Source organism: Symbiopectobacterium sp. (assembly GCF_047692315.1).
Classification (GTDB): Bacteria; Pseudomonadota; Gammaproteobacteria; order Enterobacterales; family Enterobacteriaceae; genus Symbiopectobacterium.
The window spans coordinates 1-18,295 of the sequence record NZ_JBLLJS010000025.1 but is presented as its reverse complement, the minus strand read 5'-3'; the positions used below and the strand labels follow the sequence as shown (position 1 = coordinate 18,295).

Annotated in this window: 11 protein-coding genes and 5 pseudogenes; 7 read left to right on the top strand and 9 right to left on the bottom strand. The window is 54.6% G+C overall.

Translation table 11 applies throughout. The annotated features are described in order from the left end of the window. Positions 1 to 40: 40 nt before the first annotated feature. Positions 41 to 2,299, bottom strand: a complete 2,259-nt coding sequence (gene parC, locus ACMZI0_RS15885; RefSeq protein ID WP_415673688.1) for a DNA topoisomerase IV subunit A — start codon at positions 2,297 to 2,299, stop codon at positions 41 to 43. A gap of 324 nt (positions 2,300 to 2,623) precedes the next feature. Between parC and ACMZI0_RS15880 the strand changes: the two are divergent. Continuing rightward, positions 2,624 to 5,003, top strand: a pseudogene (locus ACMZI0_RS15880) (TonB-dependent receptor domain-containing protein). A gap of 236 nt (positions 5,004 to 5,239) precedes the next feature. Beyond that, a complete protein-coding gene (locus ACMZI0_RS15875) occupies positions 5,240 to 5,821 on the top strand; it encodes an NAD(P)H-dependent oxidoreductase (RefSeq protein ID WP_415673687.1) in 582 nt (193 codons plus the stop codon). 7 nt (positions 5,822 to 5,828) lie between these two features. On the opposite strand, the gene ACMZI0_RS15870 is transcribed toward ACMZI0_RS15875, so the two are convergent. Further along, positions 5,829 to 6,725, bottom strand: a complete 897-nt coding sequence (locus ACMZI0_RS15870) for a LysR substrate-binding domain-containing protein (RefSeq protein WP_415673686.1) — start codon at positions 6,723 to 6,725, stop codon at positions 5,829 to 5,831. A gap of 96 nt (positions 6,726 to 6,821) precedes the next feature. On the opposite strand from ACMZI0_RS15870, the gene ACMZI0_RS15865 reads away from it, so the two are divergent. Then, complete coding sequence (locus tag ACMZI0_RS15865; RefSeq protein ID WP_415673685.1) at positions 6,822 to 7,160, top strand: GNAT family N-acetyltransferase; 339 nt, start codon at positions 6,822 to 6,824, stop codon at positions 7,158 to 7,160. A 5-nt stretch (positions 7,161 to 7,165) separates the two neighbouring features. Here the strand turns inward: ACMZI0_RS15865 and parE are convergent, their stop codons facing one another. The 5 genes and pseudogenes from parE to nudF form a co-directional block, all read right to left on the bottom strand. Then, a complete protein-coding gene (gene parE / locus ACMZI0_RS15860) occupies positions 7,166 to 9,061 on the bottom strand; it encodes a DNA topoisomerase IV subunit B (RefSeq protein ID WP_415673684.1) in 1,896 nt (631 codons plus the stop codon). A 118-nt stretch (positions 9,062 to 9,179) separates the two neighbouring features. Continuing rightward, a complete protein-coding gene (gene yqiA, locus ACMZI0_RS15855) occupies positions 9,180 to 9,761 on the bottom strand; it encodes an esterase YqiA (RefSeq protein ID WP_415673683.1) in 582 nt (193 codons plus the stop codon). Then, positions 9,761 to 10,588: a 3',5'-cyclic-AMP phosphodiesterase gene (gene cpdA / locus ACMZI0_RS15850; protein ID WP_415673682.1), complete on the bottom strand. Its 828-nt coding sequence runs from the start codon at positions 10,586 to 10,588 to the stop codon at positions 9,761 to 9,763. The genes yqiA and cpdA overlap by 1 nt, the downstream gene beginning before the upstream one ends. A 16-nt stretch (positions 10,589 to 10,604) precedes the next feature. After that, positions 10,605 to 11,059, bottom strand: a pseudogene (locus ACMZI0_RS15845) (DUF1249 family protein). Positions 11,060 to 11,063: 4 nt separating this feature from the next. Beyond that, positions 11,064 to 11,643: pseudogene (gene nudF / locus ACMZI0_RS15840) on the bottom strand (ADP-ribose diphosphatase). Positions 11,644 to 11,693: 50 nt separating this feature from the next. On the opposite strand from nudF, the gene tolC reads away from it, so the two are divergent. The 4 genes from tolC to ACMZI0_RS15820 all read left to right on the top strand — a co-directional run bounded on the left by tolC (position 11,694) and on the right by ACMZI0_RS15820 (position 15,790). Continuing rightward, complete coding sequence (tolC, locus tag ACMZI0_RS15835; RefSeq protein ID WP_415673681.1) at positions 11,694 to 13,022, top strand: outer membrane channel protein TolC; 1,329 nt, start codon at positions 11,694 to 11,696, stop codon at positions 13,020 to 13,022. 231 nt (positions 13,023 to 13,253) lie between these two features. Continuing rightward, positions 13,254 to 13,928: a DUF1190 family protein gene (locus ACMZI0_RS15830; protein WP_415673680.1), complete on the top strand. Its 675-nt coding sequence runs from the start codon at positions 13,254 to 13,256 to the stop codon at positions 13,926 to 13,928. An 11-nt stretch (positions 13,929 to 13,939) separates the two neighbouring features. Then, positions 13,940 to 15,100, top strand: a complete 1,161-nt coding sequence (locus ACMZI0_RS15825) for a glutathionylspermidine synthase family protein (RefSeq protein WP_415673679.1) — start codon at positions 13,940 to 13,942, stop codon at positions 15,098 to 15,100. A gap of 159 nt (positions 15,101 to 15,259) precedes the next feature. Next, positions 15,260 to 15,790: a tetratricopeptide repeat protein gene (locus tag ACMZI0_RS15820; protein WP_415673678.1), complete on the top strand. Its 531-nt coding sequence runs from the start codon at positions 15,260 to 15,262 to the stop codon at positions 15,788 to 15,790. 52 nt (positions 15,791 to 15,842) lie between these two features. On the opposite strand, the pseudogene ygiD reads toward ACMZI0_RS15820, so the two are convergent. Both ygiD and ACMZI0_RS15810 read right to left on the bottom strand, forming a co-directional pair. Further along, a pseudogene (gene ygiD / locus ACMZI0_RS15815) lies at positions 15,843 to 16,556 on the bottom strand (4,5-DOPA dioxygenase extradiol); the annotation flags it as partial. 235 nt (positions 16,557 to 16,791) lie between these two features. After that, a pseudogene (locus tag ACMZI0_RS15810) lies at positions 16,792 to 18,182 on the bottom strand (ATP-binding cassette domain-containing protein); the annotation flags it as partial. Positions 18,183 to 18,295 lie beyond the last annotated feature (113 nt).

Genomic DNA, 18,295 nt, shown 5'->3' with positions numbered 1-18,295 from the left:
AGAGGCCTGATACCGCTATCAGGCGATATCAGGCTGCGCATTACTCCTCGCTGCTATCCTTCGGGGCTTGCGGTGCATCAACTTCAATGCGGTCAATGTGTTGCAGCCCACGCGACAAGGTACCCTTACGGCCCCGTTCACCGTGATGTTCACTCGCGCGTACCACAATTTTGCGCTTGCCGGAGAACAGTTTCACCGTCGCCTGTGGCGACAGCACCAGCAGGATAGCCAGGCGATCTTTGCCCGCGGCGAAATCAGCCGAGGAGATGGAAATAATCTTGTTGCCTTTGCCTTTTGACAACTGAGGCAGATCGGACACCGGGAACAACAGCACGCGGCCAGCGGCGGTGACGGCCATCAGCAGATCGTCATCGTGTTCTACCACGATTGGCGCCAACGCTTTGGCGTTGTCCGGCAGAGTGATCATCGCCTTACCGGCACGGTTGCGCGCGACCAACTCGTTGAAGGTGCAGATAAATCCGTAGCCTGCATCGGACGCCATCAACAGACGCTGTTCATCCGCGGCCATCAGAACATGCTCAATGGTCGCACCCGGCGGCGGAGTCAGTTTGCCGGTCAGCGGTTCACCCTGACCGCGCGCCGACGGCAACGTAATCGGATCGAGCGCGTAGCTACGCCCGGTGGAGTCGATAAACACCACCGGCTGGTTGCTCTTGCCGCGCGCGGCGGCGCGGAAGCTGTCACCCGCCTTGAAGCTCAGCCCGGAAGGATCGATATCGTGCCCTTTGGCGCTGCGCACCCAGCCCATTTCTGACAGCACAACAGTAACCGGCTCAGACGGCACAAAATCGTGCTCGCTCATGGCCTTGGCTTCAGCACGCTCATGCAGCGGCGAACGGCGATCGTCGCCATAGGCTTCAGCATCCGACTGAATCTCTTTTTTCAGCAGATTGTTGAGCTTACGTTCTGATGCCAGCAGCGCCTGAAGCTGATCGCGCTCTTTTTCCAAATCATTTTGCTCGCCGCGGATTTTCATCTCTTCCAGACGCGCCAAATGCCGTAATTTCAATTCCAGAATGGCTTCAGCCTGGGTATCACTCAGGCCATAACGGCGCATCAGTTCCGCTTTTGGCTCATCCTCGGTGCGGATGATATGGATAACTTCATCAATGTTCAGAAACGCAATCAGCAAACCTTCCAGAATGTGCAAACGCTTGAGCACTTTTTCCAGACGGTAGTTCAGGCGGCGGCGCACCGTATCGCGGCGGAACACCAGCCATTCGCTTAGGATCTCCACCAAGCCTTTCACGGCGGGGCGGTTATCCAGACCGATCATATTCATGTTGATGCGGTAGCTTTTTTCCAGATCCGTTGTGGCAAACAGGTGGTTCATCACCTGATCGAGCTCGATACGGTTAGATCGCGGCACCAGCACCAGACGCGTCGGGTTCTCATGATCCGATTCATCGCGCAAATCGTCGATCATCGGCAGCTTTTTCGCCCGCATTTGGCTGGCGATCTGCTCCAACACTTTCGCCCCCGAAACCTGATGCGGCAACGCCGTGATCACCACTTCGCCCTCTTCTTTCTTCCACAAGGCTCGCATCCGTACTGAACCACGCCCCTGCTCATAGACGCGCCGTAGTTCATCACGCGACGTGATGATCTCCGCTTCAGTGGGGAAATCCGGCCCCTGAACGAACTGCAACAGATCGTCGAGCGATACATCTGGTTTTTCCAGCAGCGCCACGGCAGCAGCGGCCACTTCACGCACGTTGTGCGGCGGAATATCCGTCGCCATCCCGACAGCGATACCAGTGGTGCCGTTAAGTAAAATGTTGGGCAGACGCGCGGGCAACATTTTCGGCTCCTGCAAGGTGCCGTCAAAGTTGAGCTGGTACTCTACCGTCCCCTGCCCCAATTCGCTCAGCAACACTTCGGCATATTTGGAGAGGCGAGACTCGGTATAACGCATCGCAGCGAAGGATTTCGGATCGTCCGGTGCCCCCCAGTTCCCTTGCCCATCCACCAGCGGATAGCGATAAGAGAAAGGCTGCGCCATCAACACCATGGCTTCATAGCAGGCACTGTCACCGTGCGGGTGGTATTTCCCCAGCACGTCACCCACGGTACGGGCGGATTTTTTAAACTTGGCGCTGGCATTCAGCCCCAGCTCCAACATCGCATAGACGATGCGGCGTTGCACTGGCTTGAGGCCGTCACCAATAAAAGGCAGCGCCCGATCCATGATGACGTACATGGAGTAGTTCAGGTACGCATTTTCTGTAAACGTATGCAGCGCAAGACGTTCTGCGCCGTCATGAGTAATCTCACTCATCGATAATCCTTACGCGGTGACTCAATGATCATCCAAAACGGGTCATCTAAAAATGCTTAATTCCCGCAGCGTGCTAATACTGACCGCGCGGTAATGTATGCGCAGATAGTACAGCATCTTGCCAGCCACTGTCACAAACCTCAGATGCATTCCTCCCTTAACACTTCATCAATCGTCTTCGGGTTCCTTTATTAAGAAATCTTAATGCCGCAATCATGGTGATAATGATTATATTTGCTATACGCGGCGCCGTACCGCACCGATGACAATATCGGCACCTTCATTTTCACGTACTCAAACCATCGCGAACCCAAGAGCTCTATCATGTTAAATCATAAGAATATGAATAACATTTTGCTGACCGGCGTCCTGTCCGGCTTGGCATTTGGCGCCAATGCGGCGCAAAGCGCGCAAGGCAAATCGGACAATGCCCAGAAAGAGTCCCAGGACACCATGACGGTACTTTCTCCCCGCGTGGAGCGAGAAGCGGAACGAAAACCACCCTGACGGCCAACGACTTATTGAAAGAAGGCGGCAATATTATGCGCTACCAACCGCTAGTGAGTGCACCGGGCGTCAGCGCAGGGGCAACCGCAGGCAAGAGCAGCTACGATCGCGGTGTCTACAGCGGCTACAACATTCGCGGGCTGGAAAACAACCGCGCCTCTATCGATATTGACGGCGTTGAACTTCCCGCAGGGACCGATCGCGGTACCTCTACGCCGAGCGGCCGCGTTCAGGCGGGCAGCACCGGCATCGGCCGCGTTGATTACCTCGATCCCTACTTGTACGGCTCGGTAGATATCGCTTCCGGCGCTACCGACGTGTCGAACAGCAATAACGCGCTGGGCGGCTCCGTCTCTTTTGTGCCCAAATCGCCGGACAATTTCCTTAGCAGCGACAAACATAGCTACTTTGGCTATCAGGCCGGATATGACTCCGCCGATCGCAGCTTCCACAATGGCATTACTGCCGCAGGCGGTGACGACACCCTGCGCGGCGTTGTGGTCTACAGCCGCCGTGACGGTAATGAAACCGAAAATCATCGCGATGCCGCTATCGACAGCAATCCAGCCAACTGGCACTCCAACGCGGTGCTGGCCTCCGGGATCTGGCAGGCGAACGACCTGCATCAGTTGACAGGCACCGTGGAGTATTACGAGAAGTTTAACCACAGCAACTTCCCCACCTGGAATGTTGGCGCTGATGGTAGCTCTACCCGTGATGGCAGCACCTCATTTCAGGACAGTAAAACTCGCCGTTGGGGCGTGAGCGTCGCGGATCTGTATACACCGACTGACGGGCTGCTGTTTGACAGCCTAAACAGCAAACTGTTCTTTAGCAAAACCAAAGCCCATGACTACACCATCAGCGATGCCGCGTTACCGACTCAGGTGTGGAGCGGCTATGATACCAACACCCTTGGGCTGGAAAGCAAAGCAACAAAAGAGTGGCGTAACCATCGCTTTAGTTACGGTGTAAACCTGCGCCAATCAGAGTCTGAGCGCCCATTGGTTGCCAAAAATCTGCGGGCCGGTGCGGCAGGTGCAGTAGACCTGGGTCGCCCACAAGCCGACAGCAAGATCATCAATGCCGGTGCTTTTGTGCAGGACAAGATGACCTGGGATGTGGCAGGCCGTGATTTCTCGGTGATTCCCGCCGTGCGTTTCGCCTGGCAGCACGCCAAACCAGAGAATACCGATAACCTGTTCACTAACACTCACGGTAACGTAACGGCAAGTGAAACCGCCAAAATGTACGGCACCAACGCCGACGGTCAGATCCTTCCCGCCTTAACCCTTCAGTACAACCTGAAGCCGGACCTGCTGGCCTATGTGCAGTACAAGCGCGGCGCTCAGTTCCCGAACGCCGGGCAACTCTATGGTGCCTGGGCACTAGGTTATGGCAGCTTTGGAGGAGCCAGCCCTTATGCCACGCTCGGCGATCCTAATCTGAAAACAGAAACCAGCGATAACTATGAGCGGGGACTGAAGGGCCGTATCGTGGATGGGGTAACGATCAGCGCTGCCGCATTCTATTAACGATTACAAAAACTTTATCGCCAACGGTTATTACCACCGAAACAACAATCCCGAGATGTTTGGCAATGTACCCGACAATATACGCATCCTCTATCTCACCGAAAACCGCGATAAAGCCTATATCTACGGCGGCGAACTGAGCGCGCGCTTCGAACTGGGCACCTGGTTTGAACAAGCTAAAGGGTTTAGCGCCCGTCTGGCTTACGGCTATACTCAAGGTGCCTCGAAATCCAGCGCCTCCGGTGACCGCTACGTCAATCTCGACACCGTCACGCCACAAAAGGCCGACCTACTATGACGACCCGAGCAACACCTATGGCGGTGCGTTGATCACCACCTTTACCAAAGGGAAAACTGCCAATTACGCCGCAGGTCGTAAACGCGTCGGTAACGGTAACGTCCTGGGCACGGACAACCACACCTTTATGAGCGTACCGGGCTATGGTTTGGTGGATTTGACTGCATACTATCGCATCACCAAAAACGTGCGCATTAACGGTGGCATCTACAACCTGACTGACCGTAAATATTGGGATTACCAGAACAGCCGCAACATTGAGGCTCCGACCGATACTGATCCCAATAACGCACGTTATTACGATCAACAGTTGTCCATTGCACCGGGACGTACATTCCAACTGGGCATGAGCGTCGATTTCTAATCGTTGCGTTTATTGCGTGAAATGAGATAAACGCAAAACATCGCCTCTCCAGGGCAGGAAAACCGATACGTTGGTTTTCCTGCCTTTTTTGCTTATCAGCGGGCTGACATGCCGGGTATAAAACACCTGATTTATTGACTGACAGTCAAGAGTGTTATGCCATCAACCCCGTTTTTCATCCTTAGCCTGCGCACTACACTGCCTTACTTTCATTAACAATCAGGATCATCGTCACCATGCAAAACATTCTGCTGATCAATGCCAGCAAATCCTTTGGTCACTCCAAAGGCCAATTGAACAATACACTCGCGGATTTTGCCGCCACCTTGCTCAGCGAACAGGGCCATAACGTGCAGGTGACCAACGTGGATCAGGGCTACGATCTTGATGAAGAAGTTCAGCGCTTTTTATGGGCGGACACCATCATTTATCAAATGCCGGGATGGTGGATGGATGTGCCTTGGATCCTGAAGAAATATGTCGATGAGGTCTTTACTCACGGCCACGAGTCTCTGTATGCCAGCGATGGCCGCACCCGCTCAGACGCCAGCAAAAAATACGGCTCCGGCGGCCTGCTGCAAGGGCGAAATTATATGCTTTCCCTCACCTGGAACGCGCCGTTGGAAGCCTTTACCGATCCCGACCAGTTCTTTCACGGTGTAGGCGTCGACGGCGTTTACCTGCCATTCCACAAGGCGAACCAGTTTATCGGCCTGTCTCCGCTGCCGACCTTTATCTGCAACGATGTGATCAAGCTGCTGGATGTGGATCGCTATCTGGCTGAATACCGCGAACATTTGACCAACGTATTCGCCTGAGCGCAGCCTACAGCAACTGTTGCGCCATCTTCTCGCTGAGAAAATCGAGAAAACAGCTGATACGCGCAGTCAACTTGGTGTTGCGGTAGTAAACCGCATTCACCGGCATGCGCGTTTCGATCGTCTGTTGCTCGAGTACTGGCACCAATCGACCGCTTTTCTGATCGTCCTGTGTCATAAAATCAGATAAGCGGACGATCCCTTCCCCTTGCAGCGCCAGTTGGCGCAGCGTTTCGCCGCTCGATGCCACCAGCGCCGGCTTGATGCGATACAGCTCACCGTTAGCTTTACGTACCGGCCAGACATTGAGCGCATCCACATGGGTAAAACCGAATAATACGTGATTATCCAGCGCCTCCACGGTCTGCGGTACACCGTGACACCGCAAATAATCGGGGCTGGCCAAAATCCGCGTGCGCGTACTACCCAGCAGGCGCGCATGAATGCTGGAATCCCGCAGGGTGCCAATGCGGATTGCAATATCAGTATGCTGCTCCAGCAAATCAATAAAGACGTCATCAGTGTTCAATTGCAGCTGAATGTGCGGGTAACGGCGGCGAAATTCAGGGATCAATGGCACAATGGCATGCTGCATAAAAGGGAACGCCACATTGACGCGCAACGTACCGCACGGCTGCTCACGCCCAACGGCCATTAACTCTTCCGCCTGTTCGACAGAAGCGATCACCTCACGCGCCTGCGCCAGAAACAGCTCGCCTTCCTGTGATAACACCAAGCGACGCGTAGTGCGGTGCAACAGCGTGGTATCCAGCTTGGTTTCCAGCCGACGCAGTGCACGGCTGATGCCGGAGGCCGTCTGCCCCAACTGCTCTGCCGCTGCCGTAATCGATCCGCTGTCGATGACCACGACAAACGCCTGCAACTCTTCCAGCGTGACTTTCATTGGATGCGCTATTTCCCGCGAGAGCAAAGTAATGCACAGGCAGACCGCCTCAGAGCCCATATTGCCGAAAAAGGCTGGGGCTTCTAGGCGGTGGAATTGAAATCAAGCGGCGAATTTATCGGGTTTATTGGTTTGCATGAGCTGCAAGCAGAGAGTGGAATTCCTCATGCGCCGCTTATCGAGGCAGGCTGGCGTTTGCAAGCGCGGCATTGGGGAAACGGTTATGCCACTGAAGGGGCAAAATACGCAATTCGCTATACCTTTGAGAAACTCGATGCACCTGCGGTCTATGCTTTTACTCCGCTGCAAAATCTTGCTTCACAGCGCGTAATGATCAAAATAGGCATGACCAATACCGGCGATGATTTCAATTATCCCAAAATACCGGCTGGTCATGCGTTGGAGCGGTTCTGTTTATATGCCATTGCTCGATAACGGCATCACACCTCAATGTCCGCCCGATCGCCCTTCTCTTGCAGCCAGTTGCGGCGATCTTCAGAGCGTTTCTTCGCCAGCAGCATATCCATCACCGCCAGCGTTTCGCTCACATCGTCTTCGCTGATGGTGAGCTGCACCAGACGGCGCGTATTGGGATCAAGCGTAGTTTCGCGCAGCTGTAGCGGGTTCATCTCACCCAACCCTTTGAAGCGCTGAACGTTAGGCTTGCCTTTTTTACGCTTCAGCTGCTCCAGCACCCCGGCTTTCTCTTCTTCATCCAGCGCGTAGTACACCTCTTTACCGAGGTCGATACGATACAGCGGCGGCATTGCTACATACACATGGCCGCCCGCGACCAACGGGTGGAAATGGCGCACAAACAGCGCACACAGCAGCGTGGCAATGTGCAAGCCGTCCGAATCCGCATCCGCCAGAATACAGATCTTGCCGTAGCGCAACTGACTGAGATCGTCGCTGTCAGGATCCATGCCGATCGCGACAGAGATGTCATGCACCTCCTGCGAGGCCAGCACTTCATCGGAAGAGACTTCCCAGGTATTGAGGATCTTGCCCTTGAGCGGCATGATCGCTTGAAACTCTCGCTCACGCGCCTGCTTCGCGGAACCACCCGCAGAATCCCCTTCCACCAGGAACAGTTCGGTTTTATTCAAATCCTGTGAGGTGCAGTCCGCCAATTTTCCCGGTAACGCCGGGCCGCTGGTCAATTTCTTACGCACCACTTTTTTGGCCGCGCGCATGCGACGCTGGGCGCTGGAGATCGCCAATTCGGCCAGCATTTCAGCCGCTTGCACGTTCTGGTTCAGCCACAGGCTAAACGCATCTTTCACCACGCCGGAAACAAAGGCAGCGCACTGACGCGAAGAAAGGCGCTCTTTAGTCTGCCCGGCAAACTGCGGGTCTTGCATCTTCACCGACAGCACATAGGCACAGCGTTCCCAGATATCCTCTGCGCTGAGCTTCACGCCGCGCGGTAGAATATTGCGAAATTCGCAAAACTCGCGCATGGCGTCCAGCAAGCCCTGACGCAAGCCGTTAACGTGCGTCCCGCCTTGAACCGTCGGGATCAGGTTGACGTAACTTTCCATCAGCAGTTCTCCGCCTTCCGGCAGCCACAGCAGCGCCCAGTCCACCGCTTCGGTGTCGCCAGCAATGGAACTGATAAACGGTTTTTCCGGCAGCGTCGGCAGGCCGTTGACCGCTTCGCACAGATAGTCGTTCAGACCATCCTGATAGCACCAACGCTGTTCGGTGTTGTTAACTTTGTCTTTGAACGTGATCTCCACGCCGGGACACAGCACCGCTTTGGCTTTCAGCAGGTGCGTCAGGCGCGAAACAGAAAAGCGCGGGCTGTCAAAAAAGCTGGCATCCGGCCAGAAATGCGCGCGGGTACCAGTGTTGCGCCGCCCACAGGTGCCGCTGACCTTTAAATCTTGCACCTTCTCGCCGTTCTCGAAAGCGATATCGTAGACTTGCCCGTCGCGGCGCACAGTCACTTCGACGCGTGAAGATAACGCGTTCACCACCGAGATCCCTACACCGTGCAAACCACCGGAGAACTGGTAGTTTTTATTGGAGAATTTACCCCCGGCATGCAGGCGACACAGGATCAGTTCAACGGCGGGCACCCCTTCTTCCGGGTGGATATCCACGGGCATACCGCGGCCATCATCAATCACTTCAAGGGACTGATCTTCATGCAGGATAACGTCAACACGGCGCGCATGGCCCGCCAACGCCTCATCGACGCTGTTATCAATCACTTCCTGCCCCAAATGGTTGGGGCGTGTGGTATCGGTGTACATCCCCGGACGGCGGCGCACCGGCTCTAAGCCGCTGAGCACCTCAATGGCGTCAGCGTTATAACTTGATTGACTCATATTCGCGTTATTCGTTGTTTAAATGTGTAAAACGGAAATGGTGCTGAGATGATGCACTGCCAGCGGACAACACCGTGTCGTTGTCCGTTTGGGGGAGGCCGGTGCGGTACTGGACGGATTAATCGTCGCTCAATCCCAGGAAACGCACAATAGGGTCAAAATAGTGATCAAACCCAACAAAACTGTGGTTCCCGCCCGATTCCACCGTCTGGCGGCAATCCGTGTAATACGCCACGGCCTGCCGATAATCCAGCACTTCATCCCCTGTCTGGAGCAAACACCACAGCAAATCCGGCGCGTCGAGTGATTCAATCTGCATCACTTTCAGGTCGTAAACATGCCGAGACTCTAGCACATATTCTTCGCCTGTATAGGGGTTCCGATATTCGCCGAGATGTTCCAGCAACAATTCGAAGGGTTTCACCGCCGGATTGACGACAACGGCGGGCAAGGTAAAACATTGCGACAGCCAGGTCGCATAATAACCGCCCAGCGATGACCCCACCAGACCGAGCGGACGCCCCGCGCGCTCCATCACCAACGACTCCAACAGCTCTGCCGCCTGCGCCGGATAGGGCGGCAGTTGCGGCACCAGCATCTCAATGTGAGGATGGTGTTGCGCCAGCCACGCGGCCAACGCCGTCGCTTTAGCCGACTTCGGCGTACTGTTGAACCCGTGAAGGTAAAGTAGCGTAGGCATTAATAGCCGTCCGAATCCATATCGGGCAAAAACTCGCTGCCGCTCAGGCGGCAAACGCGCGTCTCCAGCGTACCGTCCGACAACAGATCCAGATGGCGCCAGCCCGGCCCGACATCGCCAATGGTGAAGTTGGTGCAATGCGGTTTGAATTGCACACAGGTGGAGGGCGTTGCCATCAAGCGGCGTCCGTTCCAGGGTTGATCCAACTCCTGATGAATATGCCCACACAGCACGTTTTTCACCTGCGGATAACGCGCCAGCACCGCATCCAAATGGTGCGCATTACGCAGGCTATGCTGATCGAGCCAGGTGCAACCGGAAGCCAGCGGATGGTGATGCAGCAATAGCAGCGTATGGCGCTCCGGAAAACGCAGCAGACTGAGCTCCAGCCACTCCAGTTGATACTCGCTCAACTCGCCGTGCGGCACGCCAAACACCTGACTGTCTAATAAAATAATCTGCCACGCATCGCCCAACAGCACGTGCTTGGAAGGGGCAATGCCCGCCTGCACCAGCACATCCACCATCGCGGGTTGAAAATCATGATTCCCGGGTAGCCACACGCAAGGCGCGGATAACTGAGCAATGCCGCGCGTAAAGTGGTGATAGGCTTCCTGAGAATGATCCTGAGCAAGATCTCCCGTTGCCACGATCAGGTCAACATCCTGCCCCTGCTCCTGAATAGCAGACAGCACGGCATGGTAACTACGGTATGTGTTCACGCCGAGCAACGTCTCATGCTCGCCTGCAAACAGGTGGGTATCGGTTATTTGTAAAATCCTGATTCTGGCCCCACTCGCCACAGGAACTTTCAGCAGACTTTCCAAAAAATAGTATCCTTGGTTACTGAAATCTGTCTAACAGACTGGAATCGGCATTTAACGGTGCCGATGCAAAACCATACGTCAGGCAGTACCTTAGCCAATCAGCAAGAAACTGATTAATTTGATGCTTTTCATCACGTTGATGCAATTTTTTATTCGGGTAATCATAACGTGCTTTAAAACGGTAGATCTGCTGACTGGCACACACTTCCGCAACCAGCGCGTCATGGTAGAGCCGCACGCTCAACGTTAGCAGGCTCCAATAGCTGACGGCAGGCGCTATCTGCTGGATTTCAACCAATGAGGTATAACGCGTGGATTCCACTATCGTTAAGCGATAGCTTGCGTTATTTACATGATAAACCGCACTTTCTCCGACTTCATCCTTTCGCGGCAATAAACGGCGTAATATTGTGCGAAATGAATTTCGCACAGCCGCATCATGGCCGGAAAATCCGGGGTGTAGCGTTTCATCAGCTTACTCCGTCCACTCCTGTCTTAATTGTGTATGGTGCAACGCCAACCATTGCAGCGCAATGACAGACGCAGCGTTATCAATAATCCCACTTTCCACCCAGATAGCTCTGTTCGCGGCTGACAACATGCACCCGGATATCTTCATTCTCTTCGGGAAGACCGTGGATTCCCCTTGCTACGCGGGCATCCACTTCGCCCACCATCACCGCCAGACGCTCGCTGGTGCCCCCCGGGCTCGCCAGATAGCTGATAATCGGCTTACAGCGCCCAACATTGAGGCCCACTTCTTCTTGCGCTTCACGCCGCGCCACCGCTTCCAGGCTCTCACCGGGTTCAATCATCCCGGCCACCAGTTCAAACAGCCACGGTGTCGGGCTGGTGTCGTAAGCGGCAATACGGATCTGCTCAATCAGCACCACTTCATCCCGTACCGGGTCATAAGGCAGTAATACAACTGCATGACCAAGCTCCAAAATTTCCTGGCTGACTTCACCGCTCATCTCACCGTTAAACAGCCGATGACGAAAACGATAGCGCTCCAGCGAAAAAAAACCATCGTACAGCGACTCTCGTGCAATAATTTCTACATCATCTTTTTCTTATTGGTCTGAGCCTGAGCGGCTTTAGCGCCGTGAGCCACGCGGAAAATCTGTTACAGGTCTATCAACAAGCTAAAACCACTAACCCGGATTTGCGCAGCTCGGCTGCGACGCGTGATGCTGCTTTCGAGAAAATCAACGAGGCGCGCAGCCCCCTGTTGCCGCAACTCGGGCTCGGGGCCGACTACGGTTACACCAACAACTTCCGCGGAACGAATGACGGCATAAACAGCAACGCCACCAGCGGCTCCTTACAGTTGACCCAAACGCTGTTTGATATGTCTAAATGGCGCGCCCTGACGCTGCAAGAAAAGCAGGCAGGCATTCAAGACGTGACCTACCAGACGGCACAACAAACGCTGATTCTGAATACCGCTACCGCCTATTTCAACGTGCTGCGCGCCATTGACGCGCTCTCCTACGTTAACGCGCAGAAGCAAGCCATTTATCGTCAGCTCGATCAAACCACCCAGCGCTTTAATGTCGGGCTGGTAGCCATCACCGACGTACAGAACGCCCGTGCCCAATACGACAGCATATTGGCCAGCGAAGTGTCCGCGCGCAACACGTTGGATAACGCGCTGGAAAACCTGCGTCAGGTCAGCGGTAACTTCTATCCGCAACTGGCGGGGCTGAACATCAGCCGCTTCTCTACAGAGAAACCGGGGGCGATTGCGACCTTACTGAAAGACGCAGAAAACCATAACCTGAGCTTGCTGTCCAACCGTCTCAGTCAGGATCTGGCACGTGAGCAGATCCGCTCGGCGGAAACTGGCCACATGCCAACGCTGGATTTAACCGCCGCCTCCGGCGTAAGCAACACCAGCTATTCGGGTTCTACAGGCAGAAACATGAGCGATAACGACGCTGGCCAAAACAAAATCGGCCTATCGTTGACAGTGCCTATTTACAGCGGTGGTGCCACCAGCTCGCGCGTGAAGCAGGCACAACACAGCTTCGTCAGCGCCAGCGAATTGCTGGAAAGCGCACACCGCTCCGTGGTGCAGACTGTACGTTCTTCGTTCAATAATATTTCTGCCTCGATCAGCAGCATCAACGCCTACAAACAGGCTGAAGTGTCAGCGCAAAGCTCCCTGGATGCGATGGAAGCAGGCTACCAAGTGGGTACGCGTACCATCGTTGACGTGTTGGATGCCACCACCACGTTGTATAATGCCAAGCAGCAACTCTCCAATGCGCGTTATGACTACCTGATCAATCAGCTGAACATCAAATCAGCGTTGGGTACATTAAACGAAAACGACTTGCAGGCACTGAACGCTGCGTTGGGTCAGGACGTTTCCACTTCGCCGGTCTTTACTGACAACAGCGCGCCGGAGCCAAGAACACCGCGCGGCTAATGACGCCGTACCCATCAGGCCGTTAAATACCCAAAGGAGATACTCACCGTATCTCCTTTTTGTTTGGCTCGAATTTATTCCAGCCCGCCCGAGCGCGCAATAAAATGTATAGCAACGTAAAGAGCAGACGTTCTGACAGGCGTAATGCTTTAAATTCAGCCAGTCATCCCCTATGCTAATGCATACTTGGCATACCTTTGGCATTGACGCCTTACCCTCTGGGATAACCATATGAAACGTACAGAAAACATACAGAAGGACGCTTTCCGAAAGGGCTGGCGCACCTATCGTCTGGCACCGGTCGCGCTCGCGATCAGCGCCGCCTTTATTCTGGCCGGTTGCGAACAGACTGACGAAACCGTGTCGATGTATCAAAATGCGGATGACTGCTCGGCGGCGAACCCGTCCATGAGTGCTCAGTGCACCACTGCGTACAACAACGCGCTGAAAGAAGCAGAAAAAACCGCACCGAAATACGCCAGCAAAGAAGACTGTGTCGCTGAATTTGGTGAAGCGCAATGTACGCCAGTGCCAGCGCAAGCGCAAGCGGGCACCGCCGCGCAGCCAACGCAAACCAGCAGCTCCTGGATGCCGTTGATGGCCGGTTATATGATGGGGCGCATGATGGGCGGGGGCGCTGGCTTTGCTCAGCAGCCGCTGTTCTCTTCCCGCTCTCCGGCAAGCCCGGCCAACGGCCAGTTCGTGGATGCCAGCGGTAAAAGCTACGGCGCCGCCACCTCTGGCCGTACCGTTACCGTACCCAAAACAGCGTTGGCACCTAAACCCGCCACCACTAACACCATCACCCGTGGCGGCTTTGGCGAAAGCGTCGCCAAGCAGACCAGCATGCAGCGCAGCAGCGCCAGCACCGGTTCCAGCTCCTCTTCTCGCAGTATGGGTGGCTAAGGGACATAAGCATGAAGCGCGTTGATATTGCCGAACGCCCGGATTGGCGTGAAAAAGCCGCAGAATTTGGTTTCCGCTTCCACACCATGTACGGCGAGCCCTACTGGTGTGAAAACGCCTACTACCAGTTCACGCTGGCGCAGATTGAAGAGCTGGAAGCTGCGACCGCTGAGCTGCACCAGATGTGCCTGCAAATGGTTGAAAAGGTGGTCGGCAGCGATGCACTGATGACTAAATTCTGCATTCCCAAGCACACTTGGGAATTTGTCAGAAGCTCCTGGCGCAGCCAGCAGCCCTCGTTCTACTCACGCCTCGATCTGGCCTATGACGGCAAAGGCCCGGCAAAGTTGCTGGAAAATAACGCTGATACACCGACATCGCTGTACGAAGCGGCTTTTTTTCAATGGTTGTGGCTGGAAGACCAGATCAACGCCGGTAAGCTGCCGCAGAATGCCGATCAGTACAACAGCATTCAGGAAGCGTTGATCGCCCGCTTTGAAGAACTGCGCCTCAATCATGGCTTCGGCTTACTGCACATGGCCTGCTGTCAGGATACGGAGGAAGATCGCGGCACGGTGCAATACCTTCAGGATTGCGCGCTGGAAGCTGGCGTGCCCACTGAATTCCTCTACATGGAAGAGATTGGGCTGGGTGAAAAGGGCCAGTTCACCGATATGCAAAATCAGGTGATCGGCAATCTGTTCAAGCTCTACCCGTGGGAATTCATGCTGCGCGAAATGTTTTCCACCAAGTTGGAAGATGCGGGCGGGCGCTGGCTTGAACCCGCCTGGAAAAGCATTATCTCCAACAAGGCGCTGCTGCCGATGCTGTGGGAAATGTTTCCCAACCATCCCAACCTGCTGCCCGCCTATTTTGCCGGCGACGAGCACCCTGCACTCGAGAGCTACGTGATTAAACCGCTGTTCTCACGTGAAGGTGCCAATATTCAGATCGTGAAAGAGGGTCAGCAGATCGCTTCCGTTGACGGCCCTTACGGCGAAGAAGGCAAGATAATCCAGCAATACCATCCGCTGCCAACCTTTGGCGACAGCCATACGGTGATCGGCAGTTGGCTGGTCAACGATCAGCCGTGCGGTATTGGTCTACGCGAAGATCGCGAATTGATCACTCAGGATCTATCACGCTTTTACCCGCATATCATTCTGGATTGATTCGCATTGTCAGAAAAAACCACCGTTTCCGGTGGTTTTTTCTTGGCGGTCTCGTGCTAATATCATGATGTTATTGAATTAATACTTTCAAAAGCTAAAGAACGTATTCTGCTCGCCGATATCCACTAGCGATATCTAAATCTTCGAAAAAGGACTTTTATGAAAAAGCGACTTCTGTCCGTGCTGCTGCTTTGCACCGTCAGCGCCCTGTTTACCGCCCATGCCGCCAGCACCACCGCGCTACCTCCCGACGTAAAAGCCATCTACGATGAAGATACCGATCTGGTAAAACGCGTAGAACAGGGCGATCTTGAAGCGCAAAACCGCCTGGCGTACAACCTGACAACCAGAGGTTCAGCCGATGCTTGGAAAGAAGGGTTTGTATGGCTGAAACGTGCGGCAGATGGCGGGCATGTGCCTTCGCAGTTTGCCGTAGGCAAAACCTACTTCACCTCGAAAAGAATCCCCCATGATCCACAACAGGGGCAGGCGTACCTGACCAAGGCAGCCGAGGACAACATGCCCATCGCGCAAATGGCGCTGGCAAGCCTGCTCGCCGATGGCAAAGTGTTGAAAAAGGATGACAAGCAAGCAGCTCTCTGGGCAAACCGCCTGCTTAACAATGCCAAAGCGTCAGAAAACCACAAAAAAACGGCGCAAGATATTCTGGATTCACTCAAAAACGGCTGATGCCGTCAGGTATAAACCAAGCCCGCGACAGGCGTGGGCTTGGTATTCATGCTTAACGGCCCACTTGCACTGACAGCATGCTCAATGCGCCCATCACAATACCATCAACGGGCACCGTGATGGGTTCTTTAACCGTCCCAACTGCCCAGCACATAGAGCAGCGGTAAAAAGTGATCGGGCGTCGGGTTCGATAACGCGGCCCCTTATTATGTTGCATAAAGTCTACCAGCGGGTGGCTGTCTCCCTGATAGTTCAGGTTATCCTTAACAAACTGATTGAAGGAATCCGCCCAGTCATAAGGTGTGGCATCGCCATCCCACTTCACCATCCGTAGGTTATGCACCACGTTACCACTGGCGACAATCATATAGCCCTCATCACGCAGCGCCGCCAGTTTGGTACCCAGCTGGTAGTGGTATTCTGCTGGCTGGGTGCCGTCCACGCTCAGTTGCACCACGGGAATATCTGCATCTGGGTACATTTTGATCAACACGCCCCAGGAGCCGTGATCAAAGCCCCACTGCTCGTGGTCAGCAATTACCGGTAGCGGCGCCAGCGCCTGTTGGATGCGTTCCGCCAGTTCAGGCGATCCCGGCGCCGGATACTGGGTATCAAACAGCGCCTGCGGGAAACCGCCGAAATCGTGAATCGTGCGCGGTTTTTCCATCGCCGTTACCGCTGTGCCACGGGTATACCAGTGGGCAGACACCGCGATAATGCCTTTCGGGCGCGGCAGCGTTGCCCCTAAATGACGCCATGCGCGGGTGTATTCATTCTCTTACAACACGTTCATCGGGCTACCATGGCCGAGAAATAGTGCGGGCATCCGGGAAGTGTTCATAGAAGTATCCTTAGTGAGTCATATTGATGTGCCGGTGCACTCGATAGGATTACTTTACGCCCTTTTTCGCCGGGAGAAAGTCACCAGCAGGTGATGAAGAACATCAAGAAATTTGAATTATTATGTTCAAACACCCGCGATGCCCAAACCTGCACATTCGCTATCCCCTTTCACAATGCCACCCTGTTCCCCGCCATTCGAGGCTATGCGTAAGCCGCAATCCAGCAAGAAACGCCTCATCATGCGATACCACAATAATGGCGCCCGGAAACGTGGACAACGCGGCCTCAACCGCCTGCGTTGACGTCAGATCAAGATGGTTGGTGGGCTCGTCCAACAACAGCAATTACGCGGCTTCGCGATGCCAAAGCACGCAGGCCAATGCCGCCTTCAGACGTTCTCCGCCGCTTAATACTGCCAGAGGAAGAGCAACCTTATTCGCATCCAGTTGCAATTGCGCCAGTCGGGTACGCAGCACGCCCTCTTCCAGCGGCGTATCTTCGGCATTCAGATGCGCCAGTACCGACAGAGAGAGATCCAAACGCGACAGGTGCTGATCAAGATAAGCCGTGGTGACCGAAACTCGACAGTCACCACAGACCGGCGTTTCATCCCCTACGATCAACTTAAGCAGGGTCGATTTGCCACAGCCGTTTGGCCCGCGCAGTGCTACCCGTATAGGACCATCCATCCTCCAGTTGAAAGGAGAATTTGCGACATGGGGCAATACGAGGTCTTCCATCATCAGCACCTGTTTGTTTGGTGCGACATGGCTACCTGGCAGCGTGAATAATATCGGGCAATCTTCCTCTACTCTTCCCTGCGCCTCGCATACAGCGGCATTAAGCACATCATTTTGCTCGCGGTGCTGCTTACGCAGCGTGCCTAAACGCGCTTTTGCCGCCGCTTTGTATTGCACCCGTTCAAATGACGCAATATTCAGTGAATCAACCGTTCGTAAGGTCTGTGCCGATCGCCGCTGGCTGGCATCATGCTCTTTTTGCAAACGCATCCGGGTGCGCCGACGCTCAGCCGTGGCATGCTCCAATGCTGCCTGAGCAGCCTGTTGTTCAGCCTGACGCTGACGCTGACGCTGATAATCATCATAATTCCCGCCATAGTTACGCAAACCCGCCGGGGTCAGTTCCAAAATGTGTGGCATCATCGCCAGTAGTTCACGGTCGTGCGTTGCCACCAACGTTCCGCCGCGTTGCCGGGAAAGCTGATCGTAAAACCACGTTCTCGCCTGTCGGTCGAGGTGATTGGTCGGTTCATTAAGCAGTAAATAGTCAGCATCAGCCATAAACGCCGCGCACAGCAGTGCCCGCACACGCTCACCGCCACTCAGTTCAGCAGCACGTTTATCAGGAACAAAGCAGGCAAACGGGCTTCAGCAAACACAACGTCCAGACGTTCTAGATCTTCCGGCTGATAGTCGCCTGATTCGATGCGCTGACGCGCGGCAAAAACATCCCGGTAACCCAGCAGCTCAGCCAGGGTTGTCGTAGATAAAATCCTGTGCTGCTGGGCAACATAAACCAGAGAACCAGAGAACCAGAGAACCAGAGAACCAGAGAACCAGAGAACCAGAGAACCAGAGAACCAGAGAACCAGAGAACCAGAGAACCAGAGAACCAGAGAACCAGAGAACCAGAGAACCAGAG

What these genes read in the sequence shown, in the direction of transcription:
- yqiA (WP_415673683.1), bottom strand. Translation starts at nt 9,761, where the DNA reads ATGCCTACGCTACTTTACCTTCACGGGTTCAACAGTACGCCGAAGTCG.
- ACMZI0_RS15875 (WP_415673687.1), top strand. Translation starts at nt 5,240, where the DNA reads ATGCAAAACATTCTGCTGATCAATGCCAGCAAATCCTTTGGTCACTCC.
- ACMZI0_RS15825 (WP_415673679.1), top strand. Translation starts at nt 13,940, where the DNA reads ATGAAGCGCGTTGATATTGCCGAACGCCCGGATTGGCGTGAAAAAGCC.
- parE (WP_415673684.1), bottom strand. Translation starts at nt 9,061, where the DNA reads ATGAGTCAATCAAGTTATAACGCTGACGCCATTGAGGTGCTCAGCGGC.
- ACMZI0_RS15820 (WP_415673678.1), top strand. Translation starts at nt 15,260, where the DNA reads ATGAAAAAGCGACTTCTGTCCGTGCTGCTGCTTTGCACCGTCAGCGCC.
- parC (WP_415673688.1), bottom strand. Translation starts at nt 2,299, where the DNA reads ATGAGTGAGATTACTCATGACGGCGCAGAACGTCTTGCGCTGCATACG.
- ACMZI0_RS15830 (WP_415673680.1), top strand. Translation starts at nt 13,254, where the DNA reads ATGAAACGTACAGAAAACATACAGAAGGACGCTTTCCGAAAGGGCTGG.
- ACMZI0_RS15870 (WP_415673686.1), bottom strand. Translation starts at nt 6,725, where the DNA reads ATGAAAGTCACGCTGGAAGAGTTGCAGGCGTTTGTCGTGGTCATCGAC.